Origin of the sequence: Jatrophihabitans sp. (genome assembly GCF_051960575.1) — a bacterium.
Taxonomy (GTDB): domain Bacteria; phylum Actinomycetota; class Actinomycetes; order Mycobacteriales; family Jatrophihabitantaceae; genus JBQCEE01.
This window is the reverse complement of sequence record NZ_JBQCEE010000031.1, coordinates 1-23376: the sequence shown is the minus strand read 5'-3', so window position 1 is coordinate 23376 and position 23376 is coordinate 1. Positions and strand designations below refer to the sequence as shown.

The following is a 23376-nucleotide window of genomic DNA, read 5'->3' as shown; positions in this document are numbered from 1 at the left end:
CGTTGTCGTGGAAGGTGACGCCCGAGGGCAGCGCTCCCGACTCGGACAGCCCGGCCGCCGGGTAGCCGGTGGTGGTGACGGTGAATGAGTCGAAGGTGCCGAATGTGAATCCGGCGTGGTCGGCGCTGGTGATGGCGGGCGCTGCGTCCACCTCGAGGATGACCGTCGTGCTCTGGTTGTCGAACGTCGCGGTCGTGTTGTCCGGGCCGAGCGTGGTGTTCGCGTGGTAGTCGATGCTCGCCGTGCCCGCGCTGAGGTTCACGCTGTGTGCGCCGGGCGTCGAGGTCACGGTGGCGTCGCCGGGCGGGTCGGCGAACGACACCGGCAGCCCGGCGAAGGCGCCGAGGTTGCTGCTCGACACGCTGCCGGCCGCCGAGTCGGTGAGCAGCGATGCCGTGAGGGTGGACGTGCCGCTCGCCGCATTCACATGTGACGGGCTGGCACTGGTGCTCAGGCTTAGCTGCGGCGCCGTCGTGACACTGCTCGCGCCATCGCAGCCGGTGCTGCCCGGACCTGCGTTGCAGCCCCACCAGTTCTCCGTGGCGTTGTTCGAGCCGGCGGACACCGTCGAGCCGACGCCCGACGCTGCGGCGGCGTTGTTCCCGACGATGCGGTTGTAGTGCAGCGTGCTGCTCGTGGCCTGCGTGTAGATCGCGCCACCGCTGGCGCTGGCGGTGTTGCCGGTGAAGGTCGAGCCGGTGACGGTGAGCGCGCCGCCCTGGGCGTAGATACCGCCGCCGACCGCGGTGGCCGAGCCGGTGGCCGTGGCCGTGTTGTTCGTGAACGTCGAGCTGCTCACTGAGACAATGTCCGTGCCGGACGAGATCGTGGCGAGCGCGCCGCCCGACTGGTACGCGGACGAGGTGTTCGCCGCGATCTGGTTTCCGCTGAAGGTCGAGCCGGTGACCGTGAGGTGCTCGCCGGCGGTGAACGACTGGTAGAACAGCCCCGACCCGATGCTGCTGTGGCTGTTGTTCCCGCTGAACGTCGAGCCGCTGACCGTCAGGTTGCCGCCCTGGAAGCTGACGCCGGCGCCCGGCAGGTTCGGGTTCGTCGGCGCCGACCCGCCCGCCTGGTTGTTGCTCACGACCACGCCGGTGAGCGTGAGCGAGTCGACCGGCAGCAGGCCGGCCGAGCCCGCGAGGATGCCGGCGCCGCCGACCGTGTTGTCCACGCCGTTGGTGATGGTGACGTTCGAGATCGACGTGGTGACGCCGCCACCGGCGAGCGGGTCGAGGTCGAACACCCGCGAGGCGCCGTTGCCGTCGATCACCGCCGACCCCGCACCCGCACCGACGATCGAGATGTTCGAGCCGGAGACCTTGCCGGCCTGCAGTTCGCCGTTGGTGAGGGTGTAGTGCCCGGCCGCGACGTCGATGATCACCGGCGTCGTGCCGTTGTTGTTCGCGATGCAGACGGCCTCGCGCAGGCTGAGCCCGGACCCTGTCGTGATGGACGAGTTGCCGCAGCCGCCGAAGTTGGTCGCAACGTCCGCCGGGTTGGTCACGGTGAGGACGGTGGCGGCGGCCGCCGGGTTCGCGTCCAGCAAGGCTACGCCGGTGATCGCGAGCGTGACCGCCGCGACGAGGGCTGTTTTCGGACGCAACGAGCGCGCGGGGTTGCGCAAGGGAGCCCTCCTGGGCATTGCTGGGGCCCCCGCCGCCGCGCGAACCCTAGCGCCGCGCATGTCGGGTGATCAAGACATCGGCGGGTGAACGTTGCGGGTTGGTGCGGTCGCACCATTCGGGACGTCCGCCGCTCACCGGCGGCCCGAAAAGGCCGGCCGGCCTCGGCTGCCGGATCGGTCCGTCATCGACACCGACAGCAGGTTGCTACAGTGTGCTACATGGACACCGTGTCGCACCGCGAGATGCGGAACAACAGCGGCGAGATCCTGCGGCGGGTCGAGGCAGGCGAGTCGATCCAGGTGACGAACAACGGGCACGTCGCCGCGGTGCTCGTGCCACCGACGGCGGACCTCCTTGCCACACTGGCGCAGCGCGGCCAACTGCGGCCCGCCCGCCGGGACCTGGCGAGCTTGCGCGCGATCACTCGCCGCCGCGCGGGCCGGACGGCCGACGAGATGATCAGCGATACGCGCGGCCGCTGGTGACGATCACCTATCTCGACACGTCAGCAGCCATGAAGTTGGTCGTCGACGAGGAAGAGTCCGCGGCGCTCGTCGAGACGCTGTCGGCAGATTCCGCTCGGCAGCTCGTCGCATCGTGGCTGCTGCACACCGAACTGCACTGCGCCGCAGGTCGTCACCCCGACGACATCGATCTGACGTCGGTCCGCGCGGTGCTGGACACCGTCAACCTGGTCGACCTGATCCGCGGCGATCTCATCGCCGCCGGAACGCATACCCCGCTGCGATCGCACGATGCGCTGCACCTTGCCGTGGCGATCCGGCTGGGAGTCGACGAGATCGCCACGTACGACCGGGAGCTCGCTGCAGTTGCCGCAGATGCCGGACTGGTCGTGCTCGCCCCTCGCTAGTCGTCGGCTGTGTCGCGCCGCCCACGGTCGGTCAGCGCCGCTTCTTGCCCGACCGATTGCGAGCTGCCGCCTTCGCCGTGGGTTTGTGCCGGGTCGCCGGGGTGTTCGAAGGCGGCGTCAGCGACTGGTGGCACTCGAACATGCCGTAGATGCCGCCGCGCTCCGTGCGCGACTCCGCATCGGCGACGAGGACGACGCTGCGCCCCTTCGTCGCGCGCAGCCGGCGCTCGTAGGCCAGCAGCGCGGGGTGCTTCGCGTCCAGTTGCATGAGGATCTGCGATCCGCCGCCTCCGGCGAGCACGAGCACGCGCTCGCCGTTCGGCGCGTCGACGGCCGTCGCGCCGTACGGGTCGAGCTCGGCGACCTTCGCGGCGAGCAGCGGGCCGTCGCCCTGCGTCGGGTGGATGACGATCAACGGCACCTCGTCGCCGCGGGGCGGTGGCGCGTCGCTCGGCGCCGGCCGGTAGACCGCGGCCTCGCTGCTGAGATAGGGCAACGCGTCCCACGCGAGATGGCCGAGCGTGACCGGCTGTCCCGGGCGCACGAGGTCGTGCCCGGCGATGGTCATCCGCAGCTGTGGTCCGGACTCGTCGGGGCGCGCGCGGTGCCAGGCGCGGTAGCGGATCGTCTGGCGGTCGCCGACCCTGGCCGAGCCGGTGACCGGGCCGGCGGACGCCGACACCGGCCCGCGCCCGTCGAAGGCGGTGACCGCGGCCGTGACGGCGGCGAGCAGCCGTGCGTCCTCGCGGCCGACCTCGGTCGGGCCGCCGTCGCCGTAGACGATGACGAACGGCACGAGGTCGTCGCCCGCCGGCCACCCGTAGCGCTCTGCGCGGGCAATGACGTCGGCCGGCACCTCGGCTGGTGCGTCCAGGAACAGCAGGATCGTGCCCGGCGGCGGTTCCTCCTCGCCCGGCTCGGCGGACAGGTACGCCGGCAGTTCGTCACCTGGATAGACCGCCAGACCGTGCTGGACGCCGGCCTGCCCCATCACGATCGCGGTGAACTCCGCGGTCACGTCGGCGAGCTGCAGTTCGACGGCGAGCTCGCGCTCGTCGCTCCACCGCGTCCAGACCTCGGCCCGCCGGAAGGCGAGCGCCGCGGCGAGCAGCGTCTCCCAGTCGGCGGTACGGGGCGGCTCGACCGGCTGCGGGCGGCCGGTCATGTGCGCGAGGAACGACTCGAAGATCGCGTCGGCCTCCTCGTTCGGCGGCGTCTCCTGCACGACGACGCCGCCGACACCCGCCGCCATCAGCGCGGCTCGCACGGCCGGCCGTAGGGCGCGGTCGCACAGCACCTGCGTCGGCCGACCAGGTGGCAACTCAGCTGCCGGCCGCGTGACGGCGTCGGTCATTGCCCGCTCCAGCGCGGCGGCCTGATCGGTCTCGATGGCGAGTCCGCGCACCAGGCCCGTGTCGAAGTCGAGGATCATCGCGGCCTCGAGCTGCGCCTCGCCCTGCACGGACACGCTGTCGCTCACATCGCGCGCCAGCACGAGCCAGGTGATCATGCTGCGTCGAGCCGCTCGACTAGCGCCACGCTGTTGCCATCAGGTCGTCATCGCCGAGATCGGTGAATCGCTCGCCGAACTGTCGGAGGTCGTCATCCGTCACCTCGACCACGTCGTTCGCAAGATCTCGGGCGAGTAGCTGACACACATACTGCGACCGCGACAGACCCAGTCGGAACGCGCGAGCGTCGACCGCAGCGAGGAGGTCCGGAGGGACGTCGCGGATGACGATGTCGGCCATGTGGGATCAGACGATAGCGGGGCTGCCTGCGACGCCGCCCTGGTCAGTGCGTCCGTCTGCGAGCGCGAGGCTTCGCGCGGTCAAGATAATCCTCGAGCCAGGCGAGGTCGGTGCTGTCGGCTGCCCGAGCCTGTGCCTCCTCATCGAACAACGACGCCCGCTTCGTCAACACCAAGGTGTGCGGACGGCCCGTCCTCCGCGTCCGGTGCGTCACCGGCAGTTCGTGCCGATCGAGCCGCTCGTGGACGTGCCTGCGCCGTTGCTCGGCGAGTGGCCACGGCTGCACCTGTTGATCCGGTGACGCGAGGAAGTCCGCGAGCGTGCGACAGTCGGCACACCGACAGCCGCGCGGCGCATACGGTGAGCTACCGGCGGCGGCCGGCGCGTGAGGCGAAGTCATCGAGGGCGCTGAGCACTTCGCGCGACTGCCACATCCGGTTACGCCGGAAGCCGGTGAACTCTGCCAGCACGCCCGCCTCGACGAGCGCCGCGATCACGCGGCTCACGTTGCCGGTGTCGATGCCGAGTTCCGCCGCCACGATGGCAGCGTCGAGCACCGGTTGCCGCAGGATGAGGTCAGCGAGCCGCCAGGCTGTGCCGCCGCGCCGGACCTTGATCCGCTCCTCCCAGCCGGCGCGAACTTCGCGCTGGTCGGCGGCGAGCCGTCGCGTGCCTGTCGCGGCTCATGACCGAGGCAGCCGGCTCACGACCGTGCTCACAGCCCGCTCGCTGACACCGGGATGTTCCGAGACATCGATCGTGCCGAGCGCGGCGCGCAGCGCCTCGACGGTGTCGTCGACCGTCCGCTGCGCTCGACGCAGGGGCATGCCCCAGGAACGTGCTTCGCTGACGAGGTCGTCGGGGGTGATGTCGGCGTAGTCAACCTTGCCGTTGATGTCCAACGCCGATCGATGCTGTTCGTCGTCGTGATGCAGATGCATCGCGATGTCATACGCCGGCGCCAACGTGGCGGTGCCGTCGTCGTGACGCAGGAACGAGATGTTCTTCGCGTGCGCGTCGATATTGCCCAGCACGTAGTTGAGCGTCGTCAGGCGCACCAGGTCGTCGGGCTCGGAACCGCCCCGCCGGAGCACCTCGGCGGCAGCGCGCAGCGATGGGATCGTGTTGCCACGCTGGAACTTCCGCAGCGGGTCGTCGGTGTTCAGCCCGAGCGCCTGGGCGAGATCCTCCTGATGCACCCGACGCAACCCGTCAGGTGCCTGGATTCTGTCGTAGCGGCGCACCGCAATCGCGCGCACACCGTCGAAGACGTGGAGCTGCGCGTGGGCCGCCGCCATGCCGGCACGGCGTGCGAGGTCGAGACTGAACACCTCGGTGTCGACGACATCGCCTGACGGGCCGTCAGCGGCCTGCGCGACCTTGACGATCCAGGTCGATGGTGCGCCGTCCACGCAGGCCTGCCATGCGCCGTCGTCAGCGCGGTGCAGCGTGATCTTCGGCTGCAATCCGGCCAGCATGCTCGAATCGCGCCCGGCGTCGGTGCCGTGACCAGGTGCATGCCGATGGGCGTCGCGCAGCCGTTGCGCCACCTCACGCTCGTCGAGCGCCCGGTAGCTGCCGACCCGCAGGGGTGAGGGCTCGTCGGCGGGTTGGAACACCAACGCGCCGGCGGTGTCGCGGCCGTAGCGAGCAATGAGCCCGAAGGTGTCTTCAGGCCGGAGACCGGCCTCCATCGCATGGTTGACGCGAGCGTGGCCCTCAGGCAGCAGTCCGTCGAGGAACACCTTCACCCGTGCAGCGTGTGGCGTCCTGGTCGGCACGGACAGCGGCAGCAGGTGGGACATCACCCGCGAGCCGTCGCCCCAACGGTCGTACGCATCGTCGGTCCATCGCAGCTGCAGCCGGCCGTCACGGGTCTCGGCGAGCGTGGCGATGCGCGTGCCGTAGAGCCATACGGCCAGCGGCTCACGGGGTGCCATGCCTCGCCTCGCCGTCCAAGACGCTTCGCTGTCGATCGTCGACCACCTCGACCGGCCCGTCGTCGACCTCAGCTTCGACGGTGAGACGCGCCCCGAGCAGGCGCAGGGTGGCGAACAGGCGGTCGCTGTAGAGGCTCGGCTTGCCGGACTCGATCTCGTAGACGTACCGGCGGCTGATGCCCAGCTCGTCGGCGAGCTGCGCCTGGGTCAAGCCACGCTCGGCTCGCAGGTCACCCAGGAATCGCCCGAGATCTTGGGCGGACAGCACGCGCGCCCATCGCTTCGCCACTGATCACCAACCCTCACGCGCGGATATCATCACATCTCCATTTGCGAGAATATCATCACACGGCTGCGATGGGTTGATATGCTCGCAATCTCCGCCCGCCGCGTCGGCGTGCTGGAGGTCGGTGCGGTGTCGGGCGAGGCGCGCCAGCGCGCGCGACCGCGCTCCCCGGCGCGTGGGTCGGACGGCCGTCAACCGGTCTCGACGCTGTGCGGGAGGCGCACGTGGACGGCATAGGCGTCATGGTCCGACAGGCCGGTCGCGTCGACGCGTTCCGCGTCGAGCAAGGTCCACTCCTGCGGCACGGCGATGTGGTCGATCGACAGCAAGCCCTCGATGCGGTGCGGCAGGTCCGCGGTCGGCACGGCGAGGCCGGCGTGGTCGAGCGCGGACTGGATCGACCGGCGTCCGCGCCGGCTCCCCGCCGACTCGAGCCCGCTCATGGCGTGGTTCCAGTCCCCACCCCAGACCAGCGGGCGTCGCTCGAGGACGCCGGTCAACGCAGCGACAGCGGTCTCGGTGCGTTCGCCATGTGCACTCCCCTGCCAGGGCTCGCCGCTGGCTCCACGCCACGGCAGGATCGAGCAGACGAACGTCACGCCGTCGACGTCCGCCGCGACCGACGCCGGGTGTGGATCGGGCAGCGCCGCCATCGGCCGTGGCGACGCGATCGCCGCCCACCACTTGTGCGGGCGCATCATCGGGGTCGAGTGATGGAAGCCGAGGCTCACCGGATCGAGATCGCGGTGCACCTCCGTCAGGAGCAGGACGTCTGCGTCCAACTGCTCGATCAGGGCGGCGTGCCGCGCGGACCAGCGCCCTTCCATGTTCCAGCTGGCGATGCGGAGTTCCACCGAAGGAACGCTAGAGCGACGAAGGAGGCATCGCTCGCCGAGGAGCCGCAAGCTCGCCCGCCTTCGGCACGCGGGCACAGGCTCGATGATCTAGCGTCAGGTCAGACCGACGAAACCGACATGCGCGGGGGCAACATGGGCGGCGAGATCGAGCTGATCAGCGACGGTCAAGGCCTGTTGCTGCGTGGCGACCCGGCCGACATCGAGAGCTTCCTCGAGGAACAGTCGTTGCCCGCGAATTGGCCGGCCACTCCGAAGCTGAACAGGCTTCTCCCAACCATGGGAGCGGCCGTCCAGGCCGGTGGCCAGATCTCCGCGGAATCCGGCCGCTGGCTCAAGCTGACGAAGGAATCGGCCGCGAAGATCAAGTCTTTTGGCGGCCTCACGAAGACCGGCGAAGCGGGGATCAGCTACGCGATGATCGGGAAGGCGGGCGCGAGCAAGTCCTGGCTCAAGGTTGTGAACGGGCCTGGCACGAAGCTCACCAATCCGGCCGTCCTGACGAACGTCGGTGCGATGATGACGCAACTGGCGATGCAGCAGGCGATCGACGAGATCAAGGACTACCTCGTCGTCATCGACGAGAAGGTTGACGACGTGCTTCGTGCACAGAAGGACGCGATGCTGGCAGACATGATCGGCGTCGGGCTCGTCCTCGACGAGGCGATGGTCATCCGCGAGCACACCGGTCACGTCTCGGAGGTCACCTGGTCCAAGGTGCAGACGAGCCCGCAGATCCTGGCGTCGGTGCAGGCGTATGCCCTCCGGCAAATCGACGCGCTCGTCGACAAGATCGAGACGAAGCCAAAGCTGCGGGACGTCGCCGAATCGGTCGCGGCTGCGGAGCCGAAGGTCCGCGAGTGGCTCGCGGTCCTGGCTCGGAGCTTCCAACTGCAGGACGCCTTCGCCGTGCTCGAGATCGAGCGCGTGCTGGACGTAGGCAGCGAGGCTCTCGACCGCCATCGGGCCGGCCTGCTGGCGGCCCGTCAGCGCCGACTCGATGCCATCGCGCACGCGACCGACGACCTGCTGCATCGCCTGGCAGCAACGCTCGGCCTCTCGAACAGCAAAGTCCTGTTCCATCCGGGTCCTGCCGCATTGATCGCGCGCGCCGGCACCAGCGCGACGAAGTCGGTCGTCACCGCCCGCGAGGTGCTAGGTATCGAATCAGCAGTCAAGCCGTTCGAGTCGACGACGTGGGCGGGTGCCGCTCGGCAACTCGCTCGGTCGGCTCGGGAAGCGGGCTCGGAGGGCCTCGGCACGGCTCGCGAGATCGGGGATCGTGCGCGCGACGCAGCATTCGACCGCGGCGATCGGGTCGCGGCCGCCTACGCCAGGAGGTCGGCCGAGCGGCGCGCGAAGTCGGCCGAGGCCGCCCTGGACGAGCCGGAGCACGCGCTGCTTCCCGCCCAGCAGGAGTTGCCGTGAAGGACGAGGCCGCCGTCATCGAGGGGCGGCGCTGGGCCGTGACGCCTGCCGCGCTGAGCGGCCTCATCGACGACAGGCGCTGGAAGGAGTGGGACGGGCGACCCGCCGCGGCCGAGCCTCGGGAGGCGGCGGAACTCGACTTCGCCGGCGTGCTCGACCAGGTCTTCGACACCGAGCGCGCGATGCTCGCAGCGCTCGAGGGCTTCGCCGACGTGCCCACACCCGTGCGCCGCGCCTTGGTCGACGCGAGCTATCAGGTGCTCGCCAGCATGCCGACACCCGGCGACCCCGCCGTGCCGCTGTACCGCGCCGTCTCCGGCGGGAAGCTGCATCTCCCGGACTGCCCCCATGTCCGCGCCATCGACCTCGTCGAGGCGAGCGGCTCAGATCGAGCGTCGTTCGCCGTCTGTGCGAGCTGGTGTCAGCGCGAACTGGCGGGCGAGGGCCGGACGTACCACAACACGCTCGCGGCGGCGCTCGACGACCTCGGCGCACCGCATCACACGCGACCGGAACTTGAACGGCTGCTCAACCAGGTGGAGTACGACACGATCTTCGTCCCCAACAGTCGCACCTACGTTGCGGTCACCCGAGCCGGCAAGGCGACCGCCTGGGCGGGCATGACCTACGTCGGCTTCACCGGCGCCGAACCCCGGATCGTCTACCTGCCCGACTACATCGCCGGCGGAGGAGGCGGCAAGGAGAAGGACGAGCGACGGGGCGAGATCTGCCCGGTCCACGGCTACGAGATGTCGGTGACCGGCGTCTGCTGGGGCTGCGAATAGGGCGACGCGCCCGCGGCGGCGCGGTCACACGGTGACAGGGTCGGACCTCCAGACGGCGTCCTCGGCCGCGCAGAGCTCGGCGAACTGACCTGACTGTCGGACGAGGACGCCGGGCTCACCTCGCTGCACGATCACGCCACCATCCAGCACGACCACCTGATCCGCCTGCCGCGCCGCCGCCATGCGGTGGGTGATCAGCAGAACCGCACGATCCGCGAACGACCGACGCAGCCGAGCGACGAGATCCCGCTCGGCCAACGGGTCGAGCGGCGCCGTCGGCTCGTCGAGGATCAACACGGAGCCGCCACGACAGAGCACCCGTGCCAGCGCCACGCGCTGCCACTGGCCGCCGGACAGCTCACGACCGCCGTCGACCTCGGCGCCGAGCAGCGTGCCGAGGTCGTCGCCGAGCGCGTCGAGCAGTGACGACGCACCCGCCGCGTCGAGCATCGACCGCACCTCGTCGTCGCTCACCTCGCGGTGCGTCGCGCCGAAGGCGACGTTGTCGCGCAGGCTCTCCTGGTACCGGCCGGCGTCCTGCCGCAGCACCGCGAACTGCGTTCGCCACGCGTCCGCGTTGAGCGATCCGTTGAAGAGCACGCGCCCGGAGCTCGGCGCCAAGAGGCCGGCAGCCACCGCGGCGAGCGTCGACTTTCCCGAGCCGTTCGCGCCGACGAGCGCGGTGATCTCCCCCGCCCGCAGCGTCAGGTCGACGCCGCGCAGCGCCGGCGTCGTCCGGCCCGGATAGGTGAAGGTGACCCCGCGCAGCTCGACCTCGGTGAGCGGATCGCCGCCGTCAACAACCGTCGGACGATCCGGCACCGACGACACCAATGCCGCATGGTCGACGAGGAACTCGGCCGCCTCCTGCATCTGCCGCAGCCCGGACGCCGCGTCAGCCAGCCGCGTCCGCAACGCGACACCGGCAGCAGCCGCCGCCACCGCGGCAGCCAGCGACGCCGACCCGCGGTGCACCAGCCACGCCAGCACGAGCAGCCCGACGAGCAGCAGCGCTCCCCCGACCAGCCGCGCCCCGAGCTGGCGCACCATCCGATCGCGCGCCGTGGCGGTGACCTCGCGCCGCCGCTGCTCCGACAACGCCGAGTACCGGCGCACGATCGTCGGCGCCAGGTCGAAGCACCGCACCTCGGCCGCGTGCTCGCGCCGCGTCAGCAGTCCGGCGAGGTACATGCGGCGCCGCTCGAGCCGGGTCAGCCCGCGCACCGTCCGGTACGCCTGCGCGCCGTCGCGCTGCGCCACCCACCACAACGGCGCAGCGGCGACGACGGCCACGAGCGCCAGCCACGGCGCGAGCGTCACGACGGCGACGGCCAGGGCGAGCGCACCGACCAGTCCGCTCAGCGTGATGCCCAGGCCGGCCGCGAGCTGCGCCGGGCGGATGAACGCGCCGAACTCCACCCGCTTGAGCCGGTCGAGCACCTCGGGCCGATCGAAGTCGGCGAGCTCGAGTCCGCCGGCCGCCGTCAACAGCTCCTGCGTCGTCGCGGCCGACAGCCGCTCGCCGAGCACCGTCTGCAACGCCGGTTGCGCCGCCGCGCACAAGCCGATGACGGCGGCAGCGACACCGAGCAAGACAGCCGGCCACACCAACGTGTGCGCCGCCGGCAGCCGCCCGTCCGAGCCGAGCACCCGCGTCGTCACGACCGAGACCTCGCGGACGAGCAGCACCAGCGCGATCGCGTCCAGCAGCTGCGTCAGCATGAGCGCGTCGAACAGTCCGTGCGCGTGCCGGCGGCAGAGCCCGACGCCGCACACGAGGGCCCGGCCGAGCGACGCCTCAGACGCGGACGCGCGCGAGCTCATCGGCGGCGAAGTCGGCGAAGGCGTCGCCCAGCGGCATGCCGCACATGCCCTCGACGAAGAGGAACTGTCCCTGCGGGTTGACCTCGAGGAACACCGGCTCGCCACTCGGCGTGATCTTGAGGTCGAAGACGCCCATGCGCAGGCCGAGCCCGACGACGACGGCGATGAGGCGCCGTTCGAGGTCGGCGGGCAGCTGCACGGGTTCGACCAGCTTGTCGCCGTCCAGGCGCCAGTCGAGCACGTTGCTGCTGATGCGGGCGGCGTGGACGCGCTCGCCGAAGACCATGACGCGCAGGTGGTCGGTGCCGGGCACCTCGGCCTGGTAGACCGTCGGCGACAGCTGCATCTCGGCGTCGTTCGTCAGGCTGTCGAGCTCGACGCGGCCGGCCTCGAGCGCGGTGCCGAGCACGCCGGTGAGCGTCTTGGCGACGACCCTTCCCCCTTGAGAACGTACGAACTCGCGGATGCGCGCCGGGTCGCTGCTGATGAGCGTGCGCGGCACGGTGAGCCCGACCCGCTGCGCGAGCTCGAGCTGCACGAGCTTGTTCTGCGCGCGCTCGGTGGCGTACGGGTCGCTGAGCCAGGTGCCGCGGAACGCGGTGAGGAATGTGCCGCGCAGCCCGGCGCGGCCGTCCTTGATCACGAGCTGCCGCATCGCGCGGTCGGTGACGTGATCGGGCACTTCGGGGTGTCCGTGGCAGCGGCGCCACCACACCAGGTCGAGCTCGGCGACGTCGACGGTGCCGCCGTCCTCGGTCGGCACGGTCGTCGGGCCGTCGCCGTCGCTGCTCCACGACAGTCCCCCGGCGGCCGGGATCCGATCGGCCGCCACGATGGCCACCTCGACACCGTGGCGGGTCGCCAGGGCGTGCTGGATCACGTACGCGTGGAGGTCGCCCTCCAACGTCACAATTGCCATGCGCTGCATTGCCGTTCCTCTCCTGACCGTCCGGGGGCTGTCATCTGCTCGGCGTCGACTACTCGTCGCAGTCGTCCCAGCCGTCGTCGCTGCCTGAGATCGACCCGCCCGGGCCGCGCGGCGGACGCATCTGCGGGATGCTCGCGATCACGGAGCGCTCCCACGCGTCCAGGCGCGTCGGGTGCACGTAGCCCTCGTGCGTGCGGGTGAATCGGCCGGCAACCGGACCGAAGGGAAGCTCGGGCATGACGCCCTCCTCTCGTCAGGCCGGGCGGGTGCCCGGCACCGGAGAAGAGGATCAAGGCACGGGCCTGATACTTCTCGATCGTACCGTCCCTCATACATGCGCCTGTGAGCCTGCGGAGCGTGCCTTGGCGCGAGAACCCGCGCAGCGCCGGACACAACCCGCTGGCCCGTTCGATGTCGGTGACGCATCGATCACAACGATCAGAGCCGTGGACAGACGCGTCCTCGACCCCGTTCCGCGCTCTCCCGGTGTTTGCGCGTGAGCGAGTACCGAGTCGATAGTAGCGTTTCGCGTTGTACGTATCCGTGTGTCCGTTGGGCCCGTCTCCAACACGACCGAGGAGAGCGAAATGCGGTCGGCGAGCTTGGCGGCCAACATCGCGAACCAATGCTCTTGGGCTGCTTCGACAGCTCGAATTTCGCAGATCAGCATCGACATCACAATGTCCGACGCAATGCCCGCGGCACGGCACTGGGCCATCTAACAACTCGGCGTGCCCGTCCTCGACCGCTGGCGGCAGACCGAGACCGGCTGACCCATCACGGCCAACCTGCGAGGCCTCGACAACGCTGCCTTCAAGGTGGGTCGCCGACCGTGCCGAGGCGGTTGGGATGTGCAGATCCTCGACTTAGGGGGCCGGGCCGAACTCACCGGCAAGGACGGCGCGACCCCCTTGAGCCAAGATCCTTCGCCGCACGTCGCGGGGTATCGCGGACGCGCACGACGAGGCGGTGCCCTCGGCGATCGACGACGCGTCGGTGCTCGACGCCGTCCGACCGCTAATCAGCCACCCGGGATGACCGTCACCCGAGGCCTTCCCATTGGCCAGAGGGCCGATCAATTCCGTGTCTAGTTCAATTCCGCCTGCCGGCCGCGTCGTCACACCTCGGTAAGCGGGGGTCGAGACCATCGGACGTGGCACGGATTTCTGCCGTTCAGCGCCGGCGCCGAAGACCCGACCAACTCGCCCATGATCACGCCGTCGCCGCCGTCTCAGATCCGGTTGCCCGAGACGCACAAGCGCGGGATTCCCGGGAGGATCACATCTTCGGGCACCTCGAAGCGAGCCGATTCCCATCGGGCGGCCCCATCCTGGTCAATCGGAGCATTACCACGTACCCAATCCCGAGGAACAGTCCCAACTTCGCGCAACTCGAGGTCGGCGGACAATCGAACCGCGACGAGTTCCCACAACGGATCACGCAACATGACCTCGAACTCATTACGCGACAGAAATATGGATAACCGACGCCGAGTCGTGCTCTTGATCTCAAGGTGCGCAATATGGCTACAATTGCCTATGACGGCCACATCGAACCCCATACCGTCGTTTCGAAGCGAGACGTGATCGATTTGCCCAACGAGAGAACGGGATAAGAAAGCAACTAATGTCGCTTCTCCAGCCGCCCCCACTCGCTCTCGCTCCGACGTATCAACTTTGCGCCAAGTCGCAGCCAACAAGCCGTGAGCCGACTCGGGATCGAGGCCGAGCACCTCGGCGGCCCGTAGAGCGTCTGTCGGCAGGTCATCCGGATCCCGGATGAGCAAATCGGCATCGTGAACCCAAGGAGGCGGCTCGTTTTCAAGGGCCGCGGTGAACACCATCTCTCGGGGCTGCATCCTCGAGCGCACTTCCCCGAGCAGCCCTGCTCGACCCAACCACTCGTACGCAACTTCGTACTGAGTGGGTGTGAGATCGTTGAATTCCCTACTCGTAGCGAAGAGGGCGCTCAGACGCTGGCGTCCCCCGCTCGGCAGTCGCTCGAGCCAACGGACCGCGCCGCGAAGAATCGGCTCAGGCGGTATGGCCACTTACGTGCCTCATCAATGCTTGCACGTCGAGGTCGTCGAGTCCCTCCCCTATGGCCGGCTCGTCATAGAGATCAGCCAGTTCGCGCACGGCAGGGTCGTCTAGAATTCCGCCCATGAAGTTGATCTTCTGTTGAAGTCGCAGCGCAACGACCTCGTCTATCGTGCCTTCGGACGCAAGCACACTTATCCGGGTTATCGTGTCGGCGCGTAGACCGAGCCGATGAATTCGGTCGACGCTCTGCATAAAGCGTCCTGCCGCGAAATCCCGGTCGACGTACACAGCGTCATGGCATTCATGGTGAAGGCTAATGCCTTCGCCCAGCGTAGAGGGATTGGTGAGGAGCACCATGCAATCTCGGTCGGAGCGGAACCGCCTGAGTTGCTTCTCGCGGTCTTGCGTGCCTCCGTGCACTATCGCCGGGGAAAACCGCGCTAGCAGGCGTTGAAGAGTCGTGAGGTTCCTGACGAAGGTCGACCAGACGAGAGTCTTACGCCCCGCATCAGCATTCGCCTGAACGATTGCCAGCACTTCTCTGTACTTCGGTGCTAACTCGTAATTTGGAAGATCTTCCATGAGCTCATAAAGCGGTGTTCTTTCGGGCACCCGGAGGGGAGGCACCCGGAACGACAATGCGTCATATTTCGACCCGCCGATATTCAAAAGAGCTGGAGTAGTCGCAGCCATCAAAAGGTACATAACTACACGGCCCAGCGCGTTAAAGTCACCTACGTGCTCCTGAGCCCGAGCAGAAAATTGCCCCACTAGGGCGTCGTAGATCTCGCGATGAAGCGGTGGCAGCGGGATAGGTCGGATGAACATTGACGTCGGTGGTAGTCCTAGCTCTGCCTTCGTTGTGCGCGTGAATAGGGGCCGTAGAGTGCGACTCGCCGCAGCTAGGTCGCCGTCCGCTACCGCCCGAATGACGCGCTGCCTCCCGCTTCCCGGCCAGACAAAGCTGAACAGATTCTCTAAGTCTCGTATGCCGTTCGGCGCAGGTGTACCCGTGAGTATCACTCGACGTTGCGCCCGGGGACCGAGCGCAAGGCAGGCTGCGCCGTACGCACCGGTTGCTCCAAGCTTCATGCGGTGCGCCTCGTCAAGCAGCAACATCGAGGCGCCCGATGCTAACCACCTTCCCAACATGTGCAACGATTGCGGAAGGCGCTCGTAGTTGACTATCAGGGCTTCAGCCGAGGGATCGATCGTTTCACCGAGAACCTGCATACGAAGCGGGCTTCGGAGACACACCGCATTCTCTTCCCGCCACGACTCGTAACAAGACTTGGGCCCAACAATCAGAAGTCGGTTCAGCTCTCCACGCCGACGAGCCGCGTGGTAGACCGCGAGGCCGACTCGAGTCTTGCCCGCACCAGGCACCGAGAAGTTCGCACCATGTCTCAAGCTGAGCAGCTTTGCAATGTCGCGCCGCTGGAATGAAGTAAGTTCTCCGACCCAGGAGTCGCCCAAGACCTTCCAGACAGCGTCAGCACTGAGCATCTCTCCGCTGGCGCGCCCGTCCAGCTCGGCTTCGACTACCTCCGCGTCCCGCACTGAGTCAGTTGCCAAAGCGGCTAGCTGGTCGTCCCACGTCACGTCATCCGGGTAGGGCCACTCGCTTAAGCCACGGAGATTCGTTATCAGGTCATCTATTTCCACCTCGAGCACGGTCGGCGATATTCGAATCCCGGAGGTGAATCGAAGGGAAAGTCCTTGCAGATCGCCCTCTAGACCGCGGCGAACTTGAAGCCTTGCCTTTGAGATTACATCGCTCATACGTAAGGCAAGGCTTGGCTCGGTGCCGCCCATCGCCATCAAACTCGAGACGCATCGAGCAGCCAGGCGACACCTTCCCCTGAATCACCGAAAGTACGCCCGACTTGCCTAGCCAGCATGAACAGACTCTCGCGTAGCGTTAGCAGCGCTTCGTCGAATGCCTCCTCATCGAGAGCGCGCTTCGCCTTCGCTTCCGCGAACTCACTCGTGCACTGCTTAATATAATCAGCAGCTTCCGAGAGACGCTCCTGCACAGCCCCTTTGCGCTTGTTAAGATCCGCCGATTGATTCGCGAGACGCACCGCGCTTCCTATCACGCGCGAAGCCTCTTCAATCATCATTGCGGCCTTTTCATTCGGCTTCTGAAGGTCGAGGGAAGCCGCCTTGGCCTGGAGGAGCAAGTCTGTTAGCTGCCGCGCTCGCCGTGCGGCGACGGCGGCGTCCTTCACGCTAACTCCGGCCAGACCAGGGATCTTAACTGCAGAAGCAGCTTCTGTGTCGTCCGGCCTGAGCCGCTCGGGCAAGCGCTCTTCAACGTATCTCGTGTAGAAATCCTCATTAGCGTTTCGCAGCGACGTTTTCGGAAAATTCAGGACAACAAGCGCCAGCCTCGACTCCCTGAGCTGCTCTGCGCCGTCGGGGTTGCTCTTCGCGAGCTTCGCGTAATCGCGCTGAAGCTCCCGCAGCTTTTCTTGATGCTCTTCGAAGTCAGTCCAACGCAAGCGCACACCGTTCGCGCCTTCACTTCTCGAGATGGCATCCCGAATCAGAGCGTACACACCACGGTCGTTCCGCAGGGTGGGAATTTTGATGTTAAACGCTCGAGCTACGTCTTCCTCTCGGGCACCTAGACTCAGCTCCTCTTCAATCGCAATCAAGCGGTTGATGTAGGAGTATTCGCGACGCTTGTCGTGGCGTAGCTGTAAGTAGAGTTCAACATTGTTGATGTCGCGCCGGTCGGTGTCTTGAGGAAGCACGCCGACCCTGATGTCCTTAGCCCCGAGATCCCGTAAAGCGACACAACGCGTGTTCCCATCGACGAGGATCCCCTGCGGGGTAATAATCCCCGGCTCTTTCTGCCCCGATTCCTCGAGCTCTTCCCTCAGCTGAACAAAATCAGGGTCCACCTGACCTGGATTAGCCGGCCGACTTCGCAGGAGATGGGCCAGGTATTCCTGCGCCTCCTCGCTCCACGGCTCTCGGTTCAGCACGGCGTTGCGATCAGGGTCGAGCGTGCGTTGGGCTCGGACCCGATGGGTATCTGGGTTGAGATAGAGGATCGCGAGCGGCACTGAGACGACGTAAAGGTGGCGTTGCTCGCCTCGCCACTCAATCGTGATCCGGGCGCCGTCGTCGTTCTTGGCGGCAGCAAGCCGCTGGCCGATCAGCCTTGCCGCTTCGTCACTCTGCGGCGGGATGCCGAAGTTTGCGTCCAACTCGTCTCCTTGATCGGCCCGGCACACCGGACGGGCGCACCGCCGAGCGCCTACAGTCATGATGACAGGCCCCGCGACCGGCGCCCGGCTCGACACGTCCCAACTGTTGTGACAGGAGTACCGCCGAGATGTCGATGCCACCTTGGAACGATCCGTCGATCAACGTCGGCACTATGATCCGCGGCGCCCTGTGGTTAGTGCAGGTGGTTGGCGCAGGCAACACCTTTACAAAGGCGGATCTGCGCGAAGCGTTCCCGGGCGTATCGCAGGCCGACCGCCGGATTCGCGACCTGCGCGATTACGGATGGGTCATTCGCGCAAGCAATGAAGATGCCACCTTGTTGCCCGAAGAACAACGATTCGAAAGCGTTGGCGTACCGGTTTGGGACCCCCAGCAACGTCGATCGGCTGGCTTTCGGAGAACTCTCTCTGCTCGAGAGAAGCAAGCCATTATGGCGCGCGATGGATATCTGTGCGTCGTCTGCGGCATCGGTGCGGCCGAGCCGTATCCTGACGATCCGCTTCAGACAGCGGTTTTGGCTGTTTACCAAGCAACGACTGCAGTCAATAGCAAGTACTCCGATGGTTACGCGACCGAGTGCAAACGCTGCCACGCGGGGGCCGGTAGCAACGAGGCTGAACTGGCCGAGCTTTTGATGCAGTTGAACGCACTAGCGCCGGACGAGAGGCGGCAGCTCGTAAATTGGTTGAAACGCGGTCGGAGGCAGCCAAGTAGGCTCGACGTCGTTTGGCACGGCGTGTCGCGCCTACCTGCCGAGCTCAGAGCTGATCTCGAGCATCAGCTAACTCTGGGCTCTGACGTTGGCTTAGCGATCGACTAGTGGAGCATCATCCCCGGCACCGGCGGTGCACGAGCGTCGGCACCACGGTGCGGGGATGATCGTTCAGCGGCGCACGGCCCCAAGGGCCTAGCGCCACGCGTCCGCACATGCCCGCGCGAGCTGGACTGGTCAAGGAGTGCGCCTTGATCTAACTGAAGGTCGGTGGTGCCGACCTGGCTAACGATCATCCAGGTGATCGCCAGTATCGTACGCCTGGGCGATTCGAGGCTGTCTCGACGGTGTGGCTGAGCGGGCCGTGCCCCGCCGTAGGGCAGGATAACTTCAACCGCGCACCGAGGAGACCGAATGAGTGATCTGAGCGTCGTCGAGATCTGCGCCGGAGCGGGCGGCCAGTCCTTGGGTCTCCATCTGGCCGGGTTTCGTCATCGCCTCGCGGTTGAACTAGACCCGACTGCGGCCTCCACGCTCAGATACAACCTCGGTCGTTTAGCCGAGGAGGATGACGCGGTTGCCCAGCCTCATGTGGCAGTGGGCGACGTCGCGGACGAGAGGGTCTGGACTCCGGCCGAGCACCCGAACGTGTCCCTGCTGGCCGGCGGAGTGCCATGCCCGCCGTTCTCTGTGGCAGGTAAGCAGCTAGGTTCCTCCGACGAACGCGATCTGTTCGCATGGGCCGTCGAGGCGGCGGGACAGATGCAGCCTGATGCCATCCTCCTCGAGAACGTGGCGGGTCTGGCCAGCACAAAATTTTCTGGTTATCGGCAGGCAGTTGTTGACCGTTTGTCAGAACTCGGTTACCTAGCAGCGTGGCAGATTCTGCAGGCCAAGGATTACGGCGTCCCTCAACTTCGACCCCGATTCGTACTTGTAGGGCTTCGACCGGAGCACGCTCCATACTTCAGATGGCCGGAGCCGAAGCCCGCTACCGACACGGTGGGAACACGCCTGTATGACCTTATGGCAGCGAACGGTTGGCGCGGTGCGGAGGAGTGGGCGAGGCGCGCCAACGGGATCGCGCCCACCTTGGTAGGTGGCAGCAAAAAGCACGGCGGCCCGGACCTCGGGCCGACGCGAGCTCGAGCTCAGTGGCGAGCTCTTGGCGTTGATGGGCTCGGGATCGCGAACATGGCACCTGGCGCGGAGGCACCAGTCACTCTATTACCGAAGCTGACCGTCGACATGACGGCGCGTTTACAGGGTTGGTACGGAGCGGAGTACGACTGGCACTTCCTCGGCGGCAAGACCGCGCGCTACCGCCAAATCGGCAACGCATTTCCCCCGCCCGTAGCTCGAGCCGTCGGTACGTCCATCGCCGCAGCGCTACGGAAGGAGGGCGCGCCGGTGGAGCGGCCGCCCGCGGAGGCGGTCGTTCATGACCCGGTGTATCGAACGCTGCGGTCGGCGGCCACGCCCCTGACTGCCGCGCGCATCGCCAAATTGTCGGGTGGTCGACTGACGACCGATGAGGTCACACGCGCCGTCCAGAACCTCGATCGGGACTTCGAGGTTACCGTGAGAACGGTACGAGGCGAAGCCGCATTCGTGCTGGGTGAGTGGCGAGCCTTCCGTGGTCAAGACGGGCACCTGCGCCACCTCGCCTTCGCCAGTCGGCGGAGCCGCGCCCAGGTCAGCTAGGCCGGCCGATGAGTCCTAGGTGTTCACGAGCCAGCGCGGCCATTTCCCATACCGCCGGGAGGCCCGCCGTGAGTACGCGGACCAGGCGCGAGGGTTCCGAGGCATCCTCGTATGCGAGCAGCGCAGGAGTTCGCTCGCGCATGCAGCAGCAACGCACGCGGGACACACAGCCAGAACTCACCGTTCGCAGAGCCTTACACTCTATGGGCCTTCGTTATCGTGTCGATCGGCCGCCCCTGCAAAATCTGCGCAGACGCGCGGATATCGTTTTCAGCTCGGCGAAGATCGCCGTTTTCATTGACGGGTGTTTCTGGCATGGGTGCCCGGATCATGGACGGCGGCAAACGCAGGCTAATTCCAAGTATTGGGCCGAAAAAATCGAACGCAATAAAGCGCGCGACGCTGATACCGACCGTCGCCTGATGACCGAGGGCTGGACGGTAATTCGTGTGTGGGAGCACGAAGACGCGGTTGACGCCGCGGCACGGATAGCCAGGCTAGTCCGGGCCGCTAAGCCAGTTCGTCGAGCAGCGCGGCCATAGTAGCGCGCTTAATTCCCCGGAGGGAAGTCGGACACGCGGGCGCCGGAATCCCATGCCGGCTCATCGCAGAAGAGGGTATATCTGCGGTCTGAATCCGAGGAGTCGAACAACGGCCGACATCACGGGTCCGGTTCAATGTTCGAGTAAGACAAATCGGATCACTTCGGCATCGCAGGACAGCCGGCACCCGACTACTGCGTGGGCACAGTGCCCCGCTCCGCCACTAAGGCATGTCGCCTGACCAAGTCAGAAGAGCAACCGAGCTGTACGAAGCAAGGACAGGAACTCAGTGGTCAAAGCAGTTACCACCTTGGGCTGTCCTCGAATTCGGCATATGACGTGTCCGTGGCCATGAAAAGGTCCCCACTGGTGGCCGGATCGCGGTCCCCACTGGTGGCCAGTTAGAAGTCCCCACTCCTCGCGTGTCCTGCCCAGGGTGAGAGGCCCTGCGCGGTGACGGTGCTGGTGCCAACCGAAGTCACCACACCGCGCAGGGGACCTCTATTGAAGAACGCGAGGGAAGAGATGGATGTAGTGGCTGCCTACCGCGAGGTGGGCACGCTGCGGGGTGCCGCGGATGTCTGCGGCACGACCCACAAGACGGTGAAGCGGATCCTGATCCGCCACCAGCTCATGGAGGGCACCGACGGCCGCACGACCGCGCCGACGGGGCGGAGGGAGCGCGGCCACAACTACGACGGCTTCGAGGATCTGGTCGCGAAGAAGGTCGCGGACACGAAGGCGCGGATCAGCGCCAAGCGGCTGCTGCCGGAGGCCCGGACGGCCGGCTACGAGGGGTCGGCGCGGAACTTCCGCCGGCTGGTCGCGGCGCAGAAAGCGTTGTGGCGACAGGGCAATCACCGCGGCCGCCGCCCGGCGGTCTGGACGCCCGGGGACACGCTGGTGATCGACTGGGGCGTGCAGGACGGGCTGCACGTGTTCTGCGCGGTGCTGGCCTGGTCGCGGTGGCGGTTCGTCCGCTTCTCCGCCGACGAGAAGGCCACCACCACGCTCGGGCTGCTGGCCGAGTGCTTCGACGCCCTCGGCGGTGTCCCGAAGATTGTGCTGGCCGACCGGATGGGCTGCCTGAAAGGCGGCGTGGTCGCCAACCTGGTGGTGCCGACGCCGGACTACGTCCGCTTCGCCACCCACTACCGGTTCCGGCCGGACTTCTGCAACGGCGCCGACCCGGAATCCAAAGGGATCGTGGAGCACCTGGTCGGCTATGCCAAGCGCGACCTGATGATCCCGACCGGGGTCAGTGTCGAGGATCTGACCGCGGGCAACGGCGCCGCGGCGACCTGGTGCGCCGAGGTGAACGCCGTCGTGCACTCGGAGATCGCCGCGATCCCCATGCAGCGGCTCGTCGAGGAACGAGCGTTGCTGGGTGAGTTGCCCTCGCTGCGGCCCGACGGCATCGGCGTCCGCCCGGTGGCCCGCAAGGTCGACAAGCTGTCCTGCGTCCGGTTCGGGTCGGCCCGCTACTCGGTCCCGAACCGGCTCATCGGCGCCACCGTCACCCTGACCATCGCCCAAGGGCGGGTGCAGGTCGTCGAGCGGTTCAGCGGCGAGATCGTGGCCGACCACGCCGTGGTCGCCCCGGGCGAGGTCAGCATCCTCGACGAGCACTACGGCAGCACCCGGCCGGACAAGCCGACCAGGGCACCACGGGCCAAGACGGCGACCGAGCAACGGTTCCTCGCCCTCGGCGAGGTCGCCGAACGGTTTCTGCTCGGCGCCGCCGCGGCCGGCGTCAGCAAGCTGCCTAGCGAGCTCGAGCAGATCCTCGTGCTGCTCGATGCCCACGGCGAGCCGGCGCTGCTGGCCGCCTTGGCCCGGGCGGTCGAGTTCAAGCGGTGGCGCGCCGATGACGTCCGCTCGATCCTCGCCGCCGGCGGCGCCGCACCGGTCCCACGGCCGGCCGGCGAAGCATTGCTGCTCACCCTGCCGACCGTCCCCACCCGGCCGCTGTCGGACTACGCGATCGGCGGTGACGTGTCGTGAGCACCGCGCCGCCGCCGCTCGCGCCGGATCTCAACGACGGGCTGCGCCGGTTGAAGATGGCCGCGATGCGGCGCATCGCCCCGGAACTGCTGGTCACGGCCAAGACGCAACGCTGGTCACCGGAGGAGTTCCTCCGCACCCTGGTCGAGGCCGAGATCGCCGCCCGCGACGAGAGCAACGCCCGCACCCGCATGCGGACCGCCGCGTTCCCGGTGACCAAGCGGCTCGCCGACTTCGACGTCGCCGCGTCCTCCATCCCGACCGCGACGTTCGACTACCTCGCCTCCCTCGAATGGATCAGGGCGAAGGAGAACGTCTGCCTCATCGGGCCGGCCGGCACCGGCAAGAGCCACATGCTCGTCGCCCTCGGCGTCGCCGCCGTCGAGGCCGGCCACCGGGTCCGCTACTTCACCGCCGCCGAGCTCGTCGAAACCCTCTACCGGGCGCTCGCCGACAACAGCGTCGGCCGCGTCATCGAGGCGCTGCTCCGCAACGACCTCATCGTCATCGACGAGCTCGGGTTCGCACCGCTCGATGACACCGGCACCCAACTGCTGTTCCGGTTCATCGCCGCCGCCTACGAACGCCGCTCGCTCGGCATCGGCTCGCACTGGCCCTTCGAGTCCTGGGGCAAGTTCCTGCCCGAACACACCACCGCCGTCAGCCTGCTCGACCGGCTGCTCCACCACTGCCAGACCGTCGTCACCAACGGCGACAGCTACCGCATGAAACAAGCCCGCACGAGAGGAGACACCGCCTCGAAAAAGAAGTGATCACCCGCGAGGAGTGGGGACTTTCAGTTGGCCACCAGCGGGGACCACAACTTGGCCGTTGACA

Annotated in this window: 22 protein-coding genes; 9 read left to right on the top strand and 13 right to left on the bottom strand. The window is 67.4% G+C overall.

Features of this window, described 5'->3' with window-relative positions:
- Positions 1-1627, bottom strand: a 1627-nt coding sequence (locus ACTHMS_RS01390; RefSeq protein ID WP_440304888.1) for a beta strand repeat-containing protein, incomplete at its 3' end; no start/stop codon positions are given.
- Positions 1628-1846: 219 nt separating this feature from the next.
- On the opposite strand from ACTHMS_RS01390, the gene ACTHMS_RS01385 reads away from it, so the two are divergent.
- Together ACTHMS_RS01385 and ACTHMS_RS01380 are read left to right on the top strand one after the other, a co-directional pair.
- The gene (locus ACTHMS_RS01385; RefSeq protein WP_440304887.1) at positions 1847-2113 is read left to right on the top strand and encodes a type II toxin-antitoxin system Phd/YefM family antitoxin; all 267 of its coding nucleotides are present in this window, start codon (positions 1847-1849) and stop codon (positions 2111-2113) included.
- On the top strand, positions 2110-2499 hold the full coding sequence (locus ACTHMS_RS01380) for a type II toxin-antitoxin system VapC family toxin (RefSeq protein ID WP_440304886.1): 390 nt from the start codon (positions 2110-2112) through the stop codon (positions 2497-2499). Before ACTHMS_RS01385 ends, ACTHMS_RS01380 begins: the two co-directional genes overlap by 4 nt.
- A 31-nt stretch (positions 2500-2530) precedes the next feature.
- Here ACTHMS_RS01380 and ACTHMS_RS01375 read toward each other — a convergent pair whose 3' ends face one another.
- The 6 genes from ACTHMS_RS01375 to ACTHMS_RS01350 form a co-directional block, all read right to left on the bottom strand.
- Entirely contained in the window at positions 2531-4009 is a 1479-nt protein-coding gene (locus ACTHMS_RS01375; protein WP_440304885.1) for a hypothetical protein, read from the bottom strand.
- A 19-nt stretch (positions 4010-4028) separates the two neighbouring features.
- A complete protein-coding gene (gene vapB, locus ACTHMS_RS01370) occupies positions 4029-4250 on the bottom strand; it encodes a type II toxin-antitoxin system VapB family antitoxin (protein WP_440304884.1) in 222 nt (73 codons plus the stop codon).
- 365 nt (positions 4251-4615) lie between these two features.
- Positions 4616-4807, bottom strand: coding sequence for a hypothetical protein (locus tag ACTHMS_RS01365; RefSeq protein WP_440304883.1), 192 nt, complete (start codon positions 4805-4807; stop codon positions 4616-4618).
- Positions 4808-4933: 126 nt separating this feature from the next.
- The gene (locus ACTHMS_RS01360) at positions 4934-6190 is read right to left on the bottom strand and encodes a type II toxin-antitoxin system HipA family toxin (RefSeq protein WP_440304882.1); all 1257 of its coding nucleotides are present in this window, start codon (positions 6188-6190) and stop codon (positions 4934-4936) included.
- Positions 6177-6458, bottom strand: a complete 282-nt coding sequence (locus tag ACTHMS_RS01355; RefSeq protein WP_440304889.1) for a helix-turn-helix domain-containing protein — start codon at positions 6456-6458, stop codon at positions 6177-6179. The genes ACTHMS_RS01360 and ACTHMS_RS01355 overlap by 14 nt, the downstream gene beginning before the upstream one ends.
- Positions 6459-6667: 209 nt before the next feature.
- Entirely contained in the window at positions 6668-7330 is a 663-nt protein-coding gene (locus ACTHMS_RS01350) for an endonuclease/exonuclease/phosphatase family protein (RefSeq protein ID WP_440304881.1), read from the bottom strand.
- 135 nt (positions 7331-7465) lie between these two features.
- On the opposite strand from ACTHMS_RS01350, the gene ACTHMS_RS01345 reads away from it, so the two are divergent.
- The gene (locus ACTHMS_RS01345; RefSeq protein WP_440304880.1) at positions 7466-8758 is read left to right on the top strand and encodes a hypothetical protein; all 1293 of its coding nucleotides are present in this window, start codon (positions 7466-7468) and stop codon (positions 8756-8758) included.
- Complete coding sequence (locus ACTHMS_RS01340; protein WP_440304879.1) at positions 8755-9543, top strand: hypothetical protein; 789 nt, start codon at positions 8755-8757, stop codon at positions 9541-9543. Before ACTHMS_RS01345 ends, ACTHMS_RS01340 begins: the two co-directional genes overlap by 4 nt.
- Positions 9544-9567: 24 nt before the next feature.
- Here ACTHMS_RS01340 and ACTHMS_RS01335 read toward each other — a convergent pair whose 3' ends face one another.
- From ACTHMS_RS01335 to ACTHMS_RS01310, 6 genes are all read right to left on the bottom strand, one after another.
- A complete protein-coding gene (locus ACTHMS_RS01335) occupies positions 9568-11367 on the bottom strand; it encodes an ATP-binding cassette domain-containing protein (protein WP_440304878.1) in 1800 nt (599 codons plus the stop codon).
- Positions 11342-12286: an ATP-grasp domain-containing protein gene (locus tag ACTHMS_RS01330; protein ID WP_440304877.1), complete on the bottom strand. Its 945-nt coding sequence runs from the start codon at positions 12284-12286 to the stop codon at positions 11342-11344. Before ACTHMS_RS01330 ends, ACTHMS_RS01335 begins: the two co-directional genes overlap by 26 nt.
- A 58-nt stretch (positions 12287-12344) precedes the next feature.
- Positions 12345-12533 carry a hypothetical protein gene (locus tag ACTHMS_RS01325; RefSeq protein WP_440304876.1) on the bottom strand — a complete coding sequence of 63 codons (189 nt, stop codon included), beginning with the start codon at positions 12531-12533 and terminating at the stop codon, positions 12345-12347.
- Positions 12534-13526: 993 nt separating this feature from the next.
- Positions 13527-14138 (bottom strand): protein NO VEIN domain-containing protein, encoded by a 612-nt coding sequence (locus ACTHMS_RS01320; RefSeq protein WP_440304875.1) that lies wholly within the window; start codon positions 14136-14138, stop codon positions 13527-13529.
- A 190-nt stretch (positions 14139-14328) separates the two neighbouring features.
- The gene (locus ACTHMS_RS01315; protein ID WP_440304874.1) at positions 14329-16152 is read right to left on the bottom strand and encodes a DEAD/DEAH box helicase; all 1824 of its coding nucleotides are present in this window, start codon (positions 16150-16152) and stop codon (positions 14329-14331) included.
- A gap of 5 nt (positions 16153-16157) precedes the next feature.
- The gene (locus tag ACTHMS_RS01310; RefSeq protein WP_440304873.1) at positions 16158-17555 is read right to left on the bottom strand and encodes a ParB N-terminal domain-containing protein; all 1398 of its coding nucleotides are present in this window, start codon (positions 17553-17555) and stop codon (positions 16158-16160) included.
- A gap of 134 nt (positions 17556-17689) precedes the next feature.
- On the opposite strand from ACTHMS_RS01310, the gene ACTHMS_RS01305 reads away from it, so the two are divergent.
- From ACTHMS_RS01305 to istB, 5 genes are all read left to right on the top strand, one after another.
- Positions 17690-18397: a hypothetical protein gene (locus ACTHMS_RS01305; RefSeq protein WP_440304872.1), complete on the top strand. Its 708-nt coding sequence runs from the start codon at positions 17690-17692 to the stop codon at positions 18395-18397.
- 306 nt (positions 18398-18703) lie between these two features.
- Entirely contained in the window at positions 18704-19993 is a 1290-nt protein-coding gene (locus ACTHMS_RS01300) for a DNA cytosine methyltransferase (protein WP_440304871.1), read from the top strand.
- An 8-nt stretch (positions 19994-20001) separates the two neighbouring features.
- A complete protein-coding gene (locus ACTHMS_RS01295; protein ID WP_440304870.1) occupies positions 20002-20535 on the top strand; it encodes a very short patch repair endonuclease in 534 nt (177 codons plus the stop codon).
- 504 nt (positions 20536-21039) lie between these two features.
- A complete protein-coding gene (istA, locus tag ACTHMS_RS01290; RefSeq protein ID WP_440304869.1) occupies positions 21040-22539 on the top strand; it encodes an IS21 family transposase in 1500 nt (499 codons plus the stop codon).
- Complete coding sequence (istB, locus tag ACTHMS_RS01285) at positions 22536-23312, top strand: IS21-like element helper ATPase IstB (protein WP_440304868.1); 777 nt, start codon at positions 22536-22538, stop codon at positions 23310-23312. Before istA ends, istB begins: the two co-directional genes overlap by 4 nt.
- The last annotated feature ends 64 nt before the right edge of the window (positions 23313-23376 follow it).